A 13,915-nucleotide genomic window follows, 5' to 3' on the forward strand; every position below is an offset into this window, starting at 1 on the left:
CCCGTGGTGTAGCGGTTAACATGCCTGCCTGTCACGCAGGAGATCGCCGGTTCGATCCCGGTCGGGACCGCCATTTTCCATGAATTCATTCATGGTTATTTTTTTTGTCTAAAACCGGGAAGCTCCGGTGTAGAGGACTTTGCCTTTCGCTAGAAATCATGTACACTAATAGAAGCGTATAAACCATGACTGACTCCAAACGGGTGAGTCTTTTTTAATGAAAGAATAGAATTGATAAAAGTGTTATCAATAAAGATGAAAAGATAAAAATGGGGGAACGTGCAGTGATTTATAACTGGAATTCAAACCATCCGGATGAAACTGCCGAATTTGCCTGTAAGCTGGGTGAGCTTTTGAAAGCTGGTGATGTGCTTACACTGGAGGGCGATCTTGGTGCAGGAAAAACCGCTTTTTCTAAAGGAGTTGCCAAGGGACTCGGTGTGACAAGAACGGTCAACAGTCCGACCTTTACCATTATGAAAGAATATATGGGAAGGCTTCCTCTTTATCATATGGACGTCTATCGTCTTGGAGAAGAGGGCGAGGATCTGGGTTTTCATGAATATTTTGAAGGTGAAGGGGTGTGTCTTGTGGAATGGGCACACTTAATAAAAGAACAGCTTCCCCCACAGCGGCTTGAAATCTCAATCTTTTACGAGGGTGAGCAAACCAGACGATTTGAACTGCGTCCTGCAGGTGAAAGATATGAAGAGCTTTGTAAGGAGATTTTGCGATGAATGTACTTGTTATTGATACTTCTGCTGCTCCGCTGTCCATTGCACTGTTGAATGAACACGCGGTTTTAGCTGAAACGCTGATCAACAGCAAAAAGAATCACTCGATTCAGGCGATGCCTGCGATTGAATCCATGCTGCAATCCGTTGATCTGTCTCCAAAGGATCTAACACGGATTGTCGTGGCGAAGGGTCCGGGATCCTACACAGGTGTGAGAATTGGGGTTACGCTTGCGAAAACGCTCGCCTGGACACTTTCTATTCCGCTTGTTGCCGTTTCGAGCCTGGCTGCTTTGACAGGGCCTGGCCGATATTTTAATGGCTTTGTCTGCCCTGTGTTTAATGCGCGACGAGGACAAGCGTATACCGGCTTATACACCTATAAAAACCAGGAGCTTGTTCAGGTCAAGGAAGATATGAACGGATTGATGGAAGACTGGCTGGATGAATTAATTGAACTGGATGAAAAAATACTGTTTACAGGACAGGATGCAGCCGTTTTTCGTGAACAAATTGAAGCTAAGCTTGGCGATCAGGCCGTTTTTGCTTCACTAGCAGAGAATATGCCCCGTGCAGCTGAACTCGGGTTAATCGGGATGCAAATGGAACCGGGGCACGTACATGATGTGGTGCCAAATTATATAAGAATGGCTGAAGCAGAAACAAAATGGCTGGAACAGCAAAAGAAGGCGGATTCTCATGAAGGATGAGCTGGAGTTCCGCTGGATGACCATGAGTGATATAGATGCGGTGCTGGCTGTAGAGCAGGAATCGTTTTCTGTGCCATGGAAGCGGGTTGCCTTTGAAAATGAGTTAACAGTGAATCAGTTTGCTAAATATCTTCTCTTATTGAAGAATGAAGAGGTCATCGGCTATTGCGGACTGTGGCTGATTATGGACGAGGCGCATGTGACTAATATCGCCATCCTTCCAAAGCTGCGCGGTCAGAAGCTGGGCGAACAATTAATGAAAAAAGTTCTCGAGTTTGCGGAGGATGCCGGGGCAAGAACGGTCACACTTGAAGTGCGCGTCAGCAACGACATTGCCCGTTCTCTTTATAAAAAACTCGGATTTTTAGAAGGCGGCATCAGGAAAAATTATTATACAGATAATCAGGAGGATGCGTTAGTCATGTGGGTGGAATTAAGATGACAAACCAAACATTGATATTGGGAATTGAAACTAGCTGTGATGAAACGGCTTCGTCTGTCGTCAGGGGAGGAACTGAGATTCTTTCAAACATCGTTTCTTCGCAAATTGAAAGCCACAAACGCTTTGGCGGGGTGGTCCCGGAAATTGCGTCCAGGCACCATGTAGAACAGGTGACGATTGTTGTGGAAGAAGCATTAAAACAGGCTGAATTGACAATTGAAGACATCGATGCGATTGCTGTGACAGAAGGACCCGGACTCGTGGGGGCGTTATTAATTGGCGTCAATGCAGCAAAAGCCATCGCCTTTGCTCATTCAAAACCGCTGATTGGTGTGCACCACATCGCAGGTCATATTTATGCCAACCGGTTATGCAAAGAAATGACATTTCCTTTAGTGTCGCTTGTGGTTTCCGGTGGACATACAGAGCTTGTCCTCATGAAAGAGCATGGCTCCTATGAAGTGATCGGCGAAACGAGGGATGATGCAGCAGGAGAGGCGTACGATAAAGTAGCCCGGACGCTTGGACTTCCATACCCCGGCGGACCGCATATCGACCGTCTGGCCCAGGAAGGCAAGCCTGTGATTAAACTGCCGAGAGCCTGGCTGGAAGAAGGGTCATTTGACTTTAGCTTCAGCGGATTGAAATCTTCAGTTATCAACACCCTTCACAATGCAGAACAGCGCGGGGAACAGCTCGATGCAAAGGATCTCGCAGCAAGCTTTCAGGAAAGTGTCATTGATGTGCTGGTAACCAAAACAGAGCGCGCAGTCAGCCAGTTTGGAGCCAAGCAGCTATTAGTGGCAGGCGGTGTAGCGGCGAATAAAGGGCTTCGTGACAGATTAAATGAAACGTTTAATGATCGTGCGGATATAGAACTAGTCATTCCGCCGCTTTCTCTTTGTACAGATAATGCGGCCATGATCGCAGCTGCCGGCACCATTTCCTATGAACAGGGGAAACGTTCGGATTACACGCTTAATGGGAATCCAGGACTTGAGCTAAGATAACAAAATCATCAGGTTAACTGCCTGATGATTTTTTAAATTGTAAGAACATTTGTACTTGTTCACAGTCTGTTGATAACCTGTTGATAAGTTTAAAAGTCCTGTGTAAAAACTGTAAATATTTCAGTGTGTCGCTAACTGTGGATAATGGGGATAAACTAGAAGGCGATTGTGGATAATGTGGAAAACTATCTTGATAACTGAATAAAAGCTGTGCGATTTGTGGGTAACTCTGTGGATTGTTACATGGATGTCATCGTTTCAACATATTTCGACTCATTTATATTTACATAAAAAAAGAGCGGATATTCACATCCGCCCTGAATAAATCTATTCTTCGAGCTCTTCTTCAAGAGAAGCCCATTCTTCCATCAGTCCGTCCATCACCGCTTTTGCCTGTTCAATCGCTTCGTTGCATTCCATTACTTTTTCGTGATCCTGAAAGATGTCAGGGTCACAGAGAATGTTTTCATTTTCCTCGATTTGAGATTCCAGCTCGGTGATTTGTATTTCAATTTCTTCGAGTCTGCGCCGCTTTTGGCGTTCTTTCTTTTTTTGCTCTTTATCCATTTGAAAGCTGTTTTTGTCTTTCTGCGGTGACAGGGAAGGGTTGGCTGCTTCAGCCTGTTCACGCTCGTATGCTTCATGCTCTTCTTTTTCAAGCTTTTTCTCGAGGTAATAATCATAGTCTCCAAGAAATTCTGTTGCGCCTTCAGGAGAGAGCTCAAGTACTTTAGAAGCGATGCGGTTGATAAAGTACCGGTCATGGGAAACAAACAGAATCGTACCGGGAAAATCCATCAGTGCATTTTCAAGTATTTCCTTACTGTCAAGATCCAGGTGATTGGTCGGCTCATCTAAAATTAATAGATTGGATTGCTGCATCATGAGCTTGGCGAGTGCAAGTCTTGCTTTTTCTCCTCCGCTCAGTGCATTAACCGGCTTTAACACATCCTCCCCTGAAAACAGGAAATTGCCGAGGACAGTGCGAATATCTTTTTCGTTTTTCATCGGGTAGTCATCCCACAGTTCGTTTAAAACGGTTTTCCTGGAATTCAGCTCCGCCTGCTCCTGATCGTAATAGCCGATGCTGACATTTGAACCGTATTGAATGGAGCCTGCATGAGGTTCTAGTTTTTTTACGAGCGTTTTCAGCAGAGTGGATTTTCCGACTCCGTTTGGTCCGATTAACGCCAGACTGTCCTGACGGGTAATCGATGTGGAGATATGGCTTGAAAGGGGACGGTCGTAGCCGATGGTGAGATCGTTCAGCTTCAGCACGTCATTGCCGCTTTGGCGATCGATCGAAAAAGCAAAGCTAGCTGATTTCTCATCTCCTTGCGGACGGTCCATTTTGTCCATTTTTTCAAGCTTTTTGCGCCGGCTTTGTGCCTGCTTAGTAGTTGAGGCACGAACAAGATTGCGTGCAATAAAGTCCTCGAGCTTTGCAATTTCTCCCTGCTGCTTTTCAAACTCTTTTACTTCACGCTCATAGCTTAAGGCTTTTTGGTCGAGATAATAGCTGTAATTTCCGTGATATTTGCGTGAGCGGTGCCTGGAGAGCTCGACCACCTGATTCACGACTTTATCAAGAAAATACCGGTCATGCGACACAATCAAAATAGCGCCGGGATAGCCCTGCAAATACTGCTCAAGCCAGGACAGGGTTTCAATGTCCAAATGGTTGGTCGGCTCATCCAGGATCATAATATCCGGCTTGGTCAAAAGCATTTTACCAAGTGCCAGCCTCGTTTTCTGACCTCCGCTTAATGTTGAAATCGCGGTATCATGATCCATCTGTCCAAAGCGCAGTCCGTGCAGAACCGAGCGGATATCAGCTTCATACTGGTAGCCTCCCTGGTCTTTAAACGCAACCTGCAGTGCATCGTACTCCTTCATCACGCGCTCATAGCGTTCACTATTTTCGTATACCGCAGGATCGGCCATTTGCTGTTCGGTTTCCCGCAGTTTAACCTCCATTATTTTCAGGTGGTCAAAGACAGACAGCATTTCTTCCCAGATCGACAGCTGGGATTCGAGTCCGCTGTGCTGCTCCAGGTAGCCAAGAGAGACTTCCTTTGGCTTGATGATTTCTCCTTCATCATAGGACATGCTGCCCGCTATCATTTTCAGCAGGGTGGATTTCCCTGCTCCGTTTCGCCCAACGAGTGCGATGCGGTCTTTCGTTTGAACTTCGAGCTTTATATTGGAAAGAATCTCTTCAGCGCCAAATGCTTTCGAGAGTCCATTAACTTGCAGTAAAATCATTCAGGCTCACCTCATTTTCTTCCTTTAAGTGTATCGCATGAAAGAACCGATGTGCAATATAACGAATTTGTGAAAGAGCATGCAAACTTTGCACTGAGGGAACGGAATGGTGTATGATAAATTTAAATGCTTTGTATAAATTGGATACAGAAGCGATCAAACGCTTTTCTGCCTATAGAGAAACGCTCCTCATCTGATGTATTTACAGTCGGAAGTGTTGGAAGCGTTAACAGATTTTTTGACTACTTCACATGATTTTACGGGGTACCGTTTAGATCATCCCATGATGGAGTCTAAAGGGAGTGAAACAATGAACCAGGAAATGAAAATACCACAGGCAACTGCCAAGAGGCTTCCTCTTTATTACCGCTTCTTGAAAAACCTTCATTCGTCAGGGAAGCAGCGGGTGTCATCAAAAGAGCTGAGTGAGGCCGTAAAGGTGGATTCAGCCACCATTCGCCGCGACTTTTCTTATTTTGGTGCGTTAGGAAAAAAGGGATATGGCTATAATGTTAATTATCTGCTGACGTTTTTCAGAAAAACGCTGGACCAGGATGAAGTCACCAAGGTGATTTTAATTGGAGTGGGGAATCTCGGGACCGCATTCCTTCATTATAACTTTTTGAAAAACAACAACACGAAAATTGAAATGGCGTTTGATGCCGATCCGAAAAAGGCCGGGACGTCGATTGGCGATGTGCCGATCTTTTCTATGGACGAGCTTGAGGAGCGGGTGGCGGACAGTGACATTGAAGTCGCGATCCTCACTGTGCCGGCAGGACCTGCACAGACGATTACCGACCGGCTTGTTCCGATGAATATTAAGGGCATCCTGAATTTTACGCCTGCCCGGCTGAATGTTCCGGATCAGATCCGTATTCATCATATTGATCTGGCCGTTGAGCTTCAATCACTGATTTATTTTCTGCGCCATTACGGAACAGAAGAAGACGTAGAACCGTCACAATTGGGTGAAGGAATAGAATAGCCAAACAAGCCCAAATGATTTATGATAAAACTACAGCCTTCATCATTTTACAGACTGTTGCCTTAAGGGGCATAAGAACGAAAAGGAGGTACATGAATATGCCAGGTCCAATGAGCCTAGTCATCATCGCCATTGTCGCTCTATTGATTTTTGGTCCGAAAAAGCTTCCGGAACTCGGAAAAGCAGCGGGCAGCACGCTTCGTGAGTTCAAAGACGCAACCAAAGGTCTAGCTGACGACGACGATGACAAGAAGAAAGAAGAGAAGCACTAAAAACGGGATGGTGGCCATATGAACGAGAAAGATATGTCCGTCCATGATCATATAAATGAAATAAGAAAACGACTCATCCTTGTAGTCGTTTTCTTTGTCTTTGCGATTGCCGTCGGATTTTTCCTAGCAGAGCCTCTCATGAAGTTTCTGCAATCCTCTGATGAAGCACAGCAAATGACGCTTAACGCATTCCGGGTGACAGATCCCGTAAAGATCTACTTTCAAATCATCCTTTTTATTGCGTTTATCATGACGGCGCCTTTAATATTATTTCAGCTCTGGTCCTTTGTAAGCCCGGGGCTTCATGAACGGGAACGGCGCGTGACGCTAAGCTATATTCCGGCATCTGCACTATTATTTTTAGGCGGCCTTGCCTTTGCTTATTTTATCCTGTTTCCGTTTGTTGTTCAGTTTATGATGAATTTATCCGACAACCTTGGCATTGAGCAGGTCATCGGAATCAACGAATATTTTCAATTTTTATTTCAAATGACGATTCCATTCGGATTTTTGTTTCAGCTGCCAGTGATCATGCTGTTTATAACGCGCCTTGGCATTGTCACACCAATGGTTTTGTCTAAAATCAGAAAGTATGCGTACTTTGTGCTGATTGTGGTGGCGGCGTTTGTGACACCGCCTGATATTTTTTCCCATCTTCTTGTAACGGTTCCGCTTTTGATTCTGTATGAAATCAGTTTGTGGATTGCCAAAATCGGCTACCGCAAAGCGCTGAAAGCAGAAGCGAAGCAGCGGGAGATCGATGAAAAAGAAAGAAGAGAACGGATTGACCGGGAATTGGCCAATCAAAAAAGCAGCGGCGAATAATTTCGCCGCTACTTTTTTTGGTCTAAATGCTTTTTAATTCGAAAATGAAGCCCGATTAACCGGATGCCGGATCCAATATCATAGGTCGCGAATAAAATGAACAGGTACGCGAAAAATCCCCAGCCGTCCGTATTAACCGTGTTGATCGCAAAATACGTAAACACGGCTCCAAGCAGAATGTAAGTAATGCCGTGAGTTAACGGCTTCCTCATAGTATCACTCCAATAATCCCACGAAGCAGGATAAACATTGCTTCATTCATTTCCATTAGTTCCTCAAGCTGGTCTGCAAACACAAACTGTACAAGCACCACAAAGGAGTTAATGGCAATATGCGCAATAATCGGGACAATAATACGCTTGGTCATCGCATAAAGGAACGCAAAGGCAAAGCCCATCGCTGTGTAAATCAGAATATGCGTGAAATCCAAATGAATCGCCGCAAAAATTAACGCACTCAGCATACCGGAAATAAAGAAATTATACTTGCGGTACAGCCAGCCGAAAATGACGCCACGGAACACAATCTCTTCTAAGATCGGTCCAAAAACGGCTACAGCCAAAGCGGCCACCGGTACATATTCAAGCAGGGAAATAATATCTGCGGTGTTCTCAGAGCCAGGCTCAATGCCGATCAGCATCTCGATCATCGCTGCGATCATTTGACTGAAGAAGGCAAGGAAAATCCCAGCAATGGACCACACAACGACCATCCCCGCATTTGAACGCTCTCCCGGAAGATCAAGCGCACCTTTACGCTTATTGAGAAGAATCAGCGTGATGATTAAGGTCACAAGGAAGCTGAAGAACACCCAGTAACCGGCTGCATAATTCTGCATCGCCGCAGGATCCGCATCCGTCCATCGCATACCGCCCAAATATAAAAGCGGAACGCCGACAATGCCGGAAAGCTGCATCACAACGTAGGCAATAATAATAATCAGAAAGGTTCGATTCACATGTATTCCCCTTTAATTCAGTTTTCTCGACGTGCTGTAATACAAATGCCGATAAACTATATTCTACTAATAAAACAGACCCCCATCAAATTTAACCTCTCAAAAAAGGGCAGAATATGTCGGAAAAAAAGTAAACGTTAGTGCTTGCAAAAAGGGTGAGGATTCTTTATCATAATAACTGTGTTAGCACTCGGATAGTTAGAGTGCTAATAAGGAGAACACATATCTTAAGGAGGTTGTTTCACTTGTTAAAACCATTAGGTGATCGCGTAGTAATTGAGTTGGTAGAGTCAGAAGAAAAAACATCAAGCGGGATTGTTCTTCCGGACAGCGCAAAAGAAAAGCCGCAGGAAGGCAGAATTGTTGCAGTCGGAACAGGACGCGTTCTTGAAAGCGGAGAAACTGTTGCACTTGAAGTATCTGTTGAAGACCGCATCATCTTCTCGAAATACGCTGGAACAGAAGTGAAATATCAAGGCAGTGAATACTTAATCCTTCGTGAGAGCGACATTTTAGCAATCGTTGGATAATGAACAACCACTTACTTATTAAATAAAGAGCATGAAAAAATACATCAGGCAGACGGGGACATTTTCCGGCGCCTGCAAAACAGGAGGAACCTTAACATGGCTAAAGATATTAAATTTAGTGAAGAAGCTCGCCGTTCGATGCTTCGCGGTGTCGATCAACTTGCAAACGCAGTTAAAGTAACACTTGGACCAAAAGGACGGAACGTGGTTCTTGAGAAAAAATTTGGTTCACCACTAATTACAAATGACGGCGTAACGATCGCAAAAGAAATCGAGCTTGAAGATGCATTTGAAAATATGGGTGCAAAGCTTGTAGCTGAAGTAGCAAGCAAAACAAACGAAATTGCCGGTGACGGTACAACAACTGCAACGGTTCTTGCGCAAGCAATGATCCGTGAAGGCCTTAAAAACGTAACAGCTGGTGCGAACCCTGTAGGCGTACGTAAAGGTATCGAAAAAGCAGTAGTTGCAGCACTTGAAGAGCTGAAAGCCATCTCTAAACCAATCGAAGGCAAAGAGTCGATTGCACAGGTTGCAGCGATTTCTTCTGCTGACGAAGAAGTTGGTCAATTGATCGCTGAAGCTATGGAGCGCGTTGGAAACGACGGCGTGATCACAATCGAAGAATCACGCGGCTTCACAACAGAGCTTGATGTAGTAGAAGGTATGCAATTCGACCGCGGATATGCCTCTCCTTACATGGTAACAGATTCAGATAAAATGGAAGCGGTACTTGAAAATCCATATATCTTAATCACAGACAAGAAAATCGGCAACATCCAGGAAGTTCTTCCTGTTCTTGAGCAGGTTGTTCAGCAAGGCAAACCGCTTCTAATCGTAGCGGAAGATGTAGAAGGCGAAGCGCTTGCTACTCTTGTTGTGAACAAGCTTCGCGGAACATTCAATGCAGTAGCGGTGAAAGCTCCTGGATTCGGTGACCGCCGTAAAGCAATGCTTGAAGACTTAGCGGTTCTTACTGGCGCTGAAGTGATCACAGAAGACCTTGGCCTTGATCTTAAATCAGCCAATGTATCTCAGCTTGGACGCGCAGCGAAAGTAGTCGTAACAAAAGAAAACACAACGGTTGTGGAAGGCGCCGGCGAAGCTGACAAAATCGGTTCACGCGTAGGCCAAATCCGTGCTCAATTAGAAGAAACTACTTCTGAATTCGACAAAGAGAAATTGCAGGAGCGCCTTGCGAAATTAGCTGGCGGTGTTGCTGTAATCAAAGTCGGAGCAGCTACTGAAACAGAGCTTAAAGAACGTAAACTACGCATCGAAGACGCGCTGAACTCAACGCGTGCAGCAGTTGAAGAAGGAATCGTATCCGGTGGTGGTACAGCTCTAGTGAACGTCTACAACAAAGTAGCGGCAGTAGAAGCAGAAGGCGACGTAGCAACAGGTATCAACATCGTGCTCCGTGCACTTGAAGAGCCAATCCGTCAAATCGCACACAACGCAGGCCTTGAAGGTTCCATCATCGTTGAGCGACTGAAAAAAGAAGAAATCGGCGTAGGCTTCAACGCAGCCAACGGCCAATGGGTCAACATGATCGACACAGGCATCGTAGACCCAACTAAAGTTACACGCTCTGCACTTCAAAACGCAGCATCCGTAGCAGCTATGTTCCTAACAACAGAAGCAGTCGTAGCCGACATTCCAGAAGAGAATGGCGGAGGCGGAATGCCTGACATGGGCGGCATGGGTGGAATGGGCGGCATGATGTAATCATCGCCCGTAAATTAGAAAAATCCCTCCACTGTGTGTGGGGGGATTTTTTTATAATTGCATGAACATGTGAGAGGCATGCTTTGAACAATGCTTTCAACTTCTTATTGATATTATTGATCGACTTGTATTGAAATAGCAGGTATGAAACGAAAAGGGCCCTCTCATTTCAATGAGCGAGAGCTATACATACTAAGCGTGTAACAACTCTTTATCCATCTGAGCAGATTGTCTATACTCTTCCGCAGTGGCAAGTTTAGTGAATTGAATAGTTTTATTATGGTTATCTTTCACAACAGCTTCAATCTCAGCAAGTGAAACGTTAAAAAATTCTTTGCGCTCATTGATGCGATTTACACGACGATGGGTAAAGGTTCTGTGCAAGGTGTTTTCCAGCATTGGAGCGTCATCGCTAAATATCATGGCATGGACGTCAAATAAGAATGGAACAGAAGCGTCACCCAGTTCTTTTACACGATCCAGTGGTTCTAAACGGCGGGTCATTCCGATCTTATACACGTTCTCTCCAAATGAGCCAATGTTAGAAATGATATAAACATATCCTGCTCTAGTGTTTTGTGTTCTGAATAATACATCTTCTTTATTTTTTTGCGTCAATGTAAGTTGGTTTTCCAGCTCTTTAATTTTCTCCAAAAGTTTATCCTGTTCACCAGGATTTGATTCAGCAAGTTGAAGTTGAGCCTTTTCCAAAGCAAGTGTAAAATGCTTTTCTTCTTTTTCAACTTTTTCTTTTGCCTTCTCTAATTCTTTGAGTGCTTTTGCCTCTTCACGCATCTGCTCTCGAATTGCTGCCTGTTCTTCTTTTTCCTCTAACTTTTTCTGTTCGAATTCATACTTTAAATTTAACTCTTTTAGCTTTAGATTTAAATAATCACTTGTAATAGATACGTGCTGCATATCCGTCAATTTATTTATTTCAGTGAAAATCTTTACTATCCTTTTTTCACTAGCCTCAACATTGTTAAATTTCACTTTGCTAATTACGTTGTCACATTCATTATTGAAAGCACGTAGAACTAATTTGACTGTGTCTAAAATAAATTCCTTACCTTTTTTCTTGTCATTGCTTATTGTCCAATCAGTTGAATGATTAGTTGCCCGCTTTTCTTTAACAAGTTTCTTTTGCTCATTTCGTAGTTCTAGGAGAGCATTTTGATACAGCTCGGAAGTTTCAAATCCATATTTAGGCTGATAAAATCCGAATGACTGCATTAAAATATCTTCTTCCAAGTCAACAATTTGGCTCTTTAGTGAATCAACATTTTCACTTACCTGTTGTCTTGAAGATATGAGATCATTAAGAGAAGTCTCAACTTCCTTGTATTTATCCTCAAGTTCATTAAAATCTTCAAGCAACTGTACTTGATCCAATAGTGATTCCTTTTGTTTCTCCAAAAGATTATTTTGTTCTTTTAACTTCTGTTTCAACTCAACTTCGTTTTGATAAGGTTTAAATTCCTCAAGTTCTGCAAGCAGCAATTGTTTTTGTGATAGTAACGAATCATATTGATTACGTAATTCACTTGAGGCCTGTTTAATTTCTCCATACTCCTTAAAACCACTATTTTCCCATTCCGAACGAGCTTTTTTCATTTCTTTCTGTCGAAAGACTATGAGAGTAATAGCTGCTGCTAAAGGTAATATTAGAAACCACATAGTCATTAACAGTGAAATAAACCATACAGAATAATACCATCTTTCTTTATACAAAATAAAATCCTCCATCCTACCATTTTAATAGTGGTTAATCTTATTTTTATTACAATAATTAAACAAATAAAGTAAAATTAAACCATGTATATAATAGCATTAATTATCATTTAATAGATATATTTGTAGAAAATCTCTTGAAAAATATGTGACCAATTATCCCAAAATCATAATAATTGCGATACTTGGACCACTTATCGCTTGATTTCAACTTCTGTATAAACGAGTGATCGTGAAACTTTCCATTCACACAATCTCTATCAGGATATAATAAGTAAATAATCTAATGTTTACAAAGTGTATTAAATTGATATTTATAAGTCCATTATTCATTTGAAGGAGGTATCACATTGTTAGCAGAAATACATAATAAAATATCTCAATCTGGCAGTAATTTATCTGATCGTTTGGAGGACAAGCTGACGGGAGATTTTTTTGGTGCGATTCGTTATCTCCCTTTTGAATCAGGATTGAAACAGGTCTTGGAAGCAACTAACTTCAAACAGAATTTGGTTAAGGATCAGTGGGTAACTGAATTAAATAACCAAAGGGGTTATTCAGGAACATGGAGTTTTTGGCATCGTGAAGATGAGGGAGAGATCGATTTATTACTTACGTTTCCTGACATGATCATTGGAATAGAAGTAAAATATCTCAGCGGAATCTCGTCTGAAGATGTTCCCGGATTAGATTTAGCGGGTCATGTAGATAGTGTAAATCAGCTTGCAAGATACTCCAGAATGCTGGATCGAATCTCTTTAGAGCGGAATGCTTACCTTATTTTTCTTTCTCCTTATGAAATGATGCATGAGGTGAAGGCTTCAATGGAGGGAAGAAAGATTATTGCTCCATCAGTCGATGTTGGTTATTTGAACTGGGAAGACATTCACGAATCGTTAAAAATGATAGATTTAAGCCTTCATGATCAGGGGCAGCAATACATTGTAGAGGATTTATTGCAGCTACTTGTGAAAAAGGGATTAATCCGCTTTAGAGGGTTTGGAGTTAATGAAAACACTGTAGCTATATCAAAAGCTCACTATCAATTTAACGAGGATCGGACTATAAGGGATCAGAAATGCTGGAACTGGCCTACTAAACAAATTATTAAGGAGGAGCAATCATATGTTTTCGAATTCAGCGAGTGAGGTCGGAGCAAATATTTCTAATGCTGTTCATGTTTTAAAAGAAACCTATAAAAACTTAAATAAATTATTTTCAGAGCTAGATAGGGTAGGAGAAGTTCATGGGTTTAATTCCATTACACCGAAGTTCTTACGCTGGAAGTCTGATTCAAACCCTGAAGGCTGGTTGACGAGCAACTTTATTAAGCTATATCAGCAAGAAGGTAATACTCCGCTAAAACATTTGCCTAATATGTTTGATGAAGATGTATTTGGTATTGAGGTTGATCTTGAAGGTGAAGAAAATTTCCCTGTTATTTCAATTGTCAAATTCAAATTTGATTTTGCCATTTGGACCAGAACACCAGCAACCTCAGATCACTCGATATTTTGGGATCCCTTCCGCAATGAAAGATTCTTTACTATTACTAAAGAAAATGAATTATGGACCAGTCAATCCACTGCAATAGGAAAATCAAGATACTGGGGACTTGAAAAAGCAGTGGCGATAGGAATTCCTCTTTTAGCAGTGAATAGCCCAGAGGATATATCTGAAAAGATTTTTGAGAAAATGAAGTTGTTAGAAATTAATTAATTT

At 42.7% G+C, this 13,915-nt stretch carries 15 protein-coding genes; 11 read left to right on the forward strand and 4 right to left on the reverse strand.

The annotated features are described in order from the left end of the window. The first annotated feature begins 284 nt into the window (after positions 1-284). From tsaE to tsaD, 4 genes are read left to right on the forward strand one after another with little or no spacing between them, the layout of a single operon-like run. Positions 285-737 carry a tRNA (adenosine(37)-N6)-threonylcarbamoyltransferase complex ATPase subunit type 1 TsaE gene (tsaE, locus tag P6709_RS15240; RefSeq protein ID WP_278241798.1) on the forward strand — a complete coding sequence of 151 codons (453 nt, stop codon included), beginning with the start codon at positions 285-287 and terminating at the stop codon, positions 735-737. Further along, the gene (gene tsaB, locus P6709_RS15245; protein WP_278241799.1) at positions 734-1,444 is read left to right on the forward strand and encodes a tRNA (adenosine(37)-N6)-threonylcarbamoyltransferase complex dimerization subunit type 1 TsaB; all 711 of its coding nucleotides are present in this window, start codon (positions 734-736) and stop codon (positions 1,442-1,444) included. Before tsaE ends, tsaB begins: the two co-directional genes overlap by 4 nt. Continuing rightward, positions 1,434-1,886: a ribosomal protein S18-alanine N-acetyltransferase gene (gene rimI / locus P6709_RS15250; RefSeq protein ID WP_278241800.1), complete on the forward strand. Its 453-nt coding sequence runs from the start codon at positions 1,434-1,436 to the stop codon at positions 1,884-1,886. The genes tsaB and rimI overlap by 11 nt, the downstream gene beginning before the upstream one ends. Then, positions 1,883-2,896, forward strand: a complete 1,014-nt coding sequence (gene tsaD / locus P6709_RS15255) for a tRNA (adenosine(37)-N6)-threonylcarbamoyltransferase complex transferase subunit TsaD (RefSeq protein ID WP_278241801.1) — start codon at positions 1,883-1,885, stop codon at positions 2,894-2,896. Before rimI ends, tsaD begins: the two co-directional genes overlap by 4 nt. A gap of 327 nt (positions 2,897-3,223) precedes the next feature. Here tsaD and P6709_RS15260 read toward each other — a convergent pair whose 3' ends face one another. Further along, on the reverse strand, positions 3,224-5,161 hold the full coding sequence (locus P6709_RS15260) for an ABC-F family ATP-binding cassette domain-containing protein (RefSeq protein WP_278241802.1): 1,938 nt from the start codon (positions 5,159-5,161) through the stop codon (positions 3,224-3,226). Between the two features lie 310 nt (positions 5,162-5,471). Here P6709_RS15260 and P6709_RS15265 point away from each other — a divergent pair, with 310 nt between their 5' ends. The 3 genes from P6709_RS15265 (at position 5,472) to tatC (ending at position 7,246) form a co-directional block, all read left to right on the forward strand. Further along, positions 5,472-6,149, forward strand: a complete 678-nt coding sequence (locus tag P6709_RS15265; RefSeq protein WP_278241803.1) for a redox-sensing transcriptional repressor Rex — start codon at positions 5,472-5,474, stop codon at positions 6,147-6,149. A gap of 98 nt (positions 6,150-6,247) precedes the next feature. Next, positions 6,248-6,421 carry a twin-arginine translocase TatA/TatE family subunit gene (locus P6709_RS15270; RefSeq protein WP_426872471.1) on the forward strand — a complete coding sequence of 58 codons (174 nt, stop codon included), beginning with the start codon at positions 6,248-6,250 and terminating at the stop codon, positions 6,419-6,421. A gap of 18 nt (positions 6,422-6,439) precedes the next feature. Then, a complete protein-coding gene (tatC, locus tag P6709_RS15275) occupies positions 6,440-7,246 on the forward strand; it encodes a twin-arginine translocase subunit TatC (RefSeq protein ID WP_278241805.1) in 807 nt (268 codons plus the stop codon). A gap of 8 nt (positions 7,247-7,254) precedes the next feature. Here the strand turns inward: tatC and P6709_RS15280 are convergent, their stop codons facing one another. Then, positions 7,255-7,458 (reverse strand): YdiK family protein, encoded by a 204-nt coding sequence (locus P6709_RS15280; RefSeq protein ID WP_278241806.1) that lies wholly within the window; start codon positions 7,456-7,458, stop codon positions 7,255-7,257. After that, positions 7,455-8,204, reverse strand: coding sequence for a CPBP family intramembrane glutamic endopeptidase (locus tag P6709_RS15285; protein WP_278241807.1), 750 nt, complete (start codon positions 8,202-8,204; stop codon positions 7,455-7,457). Before P6709_RS15285 ends, P6709_RS15280 begins: the two co-directional genes overlap by 4 nt. Before the next feature lie 245 nt (positions 8,205-8,449). Between P6709_RS15285 and groES the strand changes: the two genes are divergently transcribed. Together groES and groL are read left to right on the forward strand one after the other, a co-directional pair. Further along, positions 8,450-8,734 (forward strand): co-chaperone GroES, encoded by a 285-nt coding sequence (gene groES / locus P6709_RS15290; RefSeq protein ID WP_278241808.1) that lies wholly within the window; start codon positions 8,450-8,452, stop codon positions 8,732-8,734. 96 nt (positions 8,735-8,830) lie between these two features. Continuing rightward, positions 8,831-10,462 (forward strand): chaperonin GroEL, encoded by a 1,632-nt coding sequence (groL, locus tag P6709_RS15295; RefSeq protein WP_278241809.1) that lies wholly within the window; start codon positions 8,831-8,833, stop codon positions 10,460-10,462. A 192-nt stretch (positions 10,463-10,654) separates the two neighbouring features. Here the strand turns inward: groL and P6709_RS15300 are convergent, their stop codons facing one another. Continuing rightward, the gene (locus P6709_RS15300) at positions 10,655-12,193 is read right to left on the reverse strand and encodes a DUF4041 domain-containing protein (protein WP_278241810.1); all 1,539 of its coding nucleotides are present in this window, start codon (positions 12,191-12,193) and stop codon (positions 10,655-10,657) included. Positions 12,194-12,543: 350 nt separating this feature from the next. On the opposite strand from P6709_RS15300, the gene P6709_RS15305 reads away from it, so the two are divergent. After that, positions 12,544-13,341 (forward strand): hypothetical protein, encoded by a 798-nt coding sequence (locus P6709_RS15305; protein WP_278241811.1) that lies wholly within the window; start codon positions 12,544-12,546, stop codon positions 13,339-13,341. Beyond that, a complete protein-coding gene (locus tag P6709_RS15310; RefSeq protein WP_278241812.1) occupies positions 13,319-13,912 on the forward strand; it encodes a hypothetical protein in 594 nt (197 codons plus the stop codon). Before P6709_RS15305 ends, P6709_RS15310 begins: the two co-directional genes overlap by 23 nt. The last annotated feature ends 3 nt before the right edge of the window (positions 13,913-13,915 follow it).

This window comes from Jeotgalibacillus sp. ET6 (assembly GCF_029667115.1).
Classification (GTDB): domain Bacteria; phylum Bacillota; class Bacilli; order Bacillales; family Jeotgalibacillaceae; genus Jeotgalibacillus.

What these genes read in the sequence shown, in the direction of transcription:
- P6709_RS15270 (WP_426872471.1), top strand. Translation starts at nt 6,248, where the DNA reads ATGCCAGGTCCAATGAGCCTAGTCATCATCGCCATTGTCGCTCTATTG.
- groL (WP_278241809.1), top strand. Translation starts at nt 8,831, where the DNA reads ATGGCTAAAGATATTAAATTTAGTGAAGAAGCTCGCCGTTCGATGCTT.
- P6709_RS15310 (WP_278241812.1), top strand. Translation starts at nt 13,319, where the DNA reads ATGTTTTCGAATTCAGCGAGTGAGGTCGGAGCAAATATTTCTAATGCT.
- P6709_RS15260 (WP_278241802.1), bottom strand. Translation starts at nt 5,161, where the DNA reads ATGATTTTACTGCAAGTTAATGGACTCTCGAAAGCATTTGGCGCTGAA.
- tsaD (WP_278241801.1), top strand. Translation starts at nt 1,883, where the DNA reads ATGACAAACCAAACATTGATATTGGGAATTGAAACTAGCTGTGATGAA.
- rimI (WP_278241800.1), top strand. Translation starts at nt 1,434, where the DNA reads ATGAAGGATGAGCTGGAGTTCCGCTGGATGACCATGAGTGATATAGAT.
- P6709_RS15265 (WP_278241803.1), top strand. Translation starts at nt 5,472, where the DNA reads ATGAACCAGGAAATGAAAATACCACAGGCAACTGCCAAGAGGCTTCCT.
- tatC (WP_278241805.1), top strand. Translation starts at nt 6,440, where the DNA reads ATGAACGAGAAAGATATGTCCGTCCATGATCATATAAATGAAATAAGA.
- P6709_RS15280 (WP_278241806.1), bottom strand. Translation starts at nt 7,458, where the DNA reads ATGAGGAAGCCGTTAACTCACGGCATTACTTACATTCTGCTTGGAGCC.
- tsaB (WP_278241799.1), top strand. Translation starts at nt 734, where the DNA reads ATGAATGTACTTGTTATTGATACTTCTGCTGCTCCGCTGTCCATTGCA.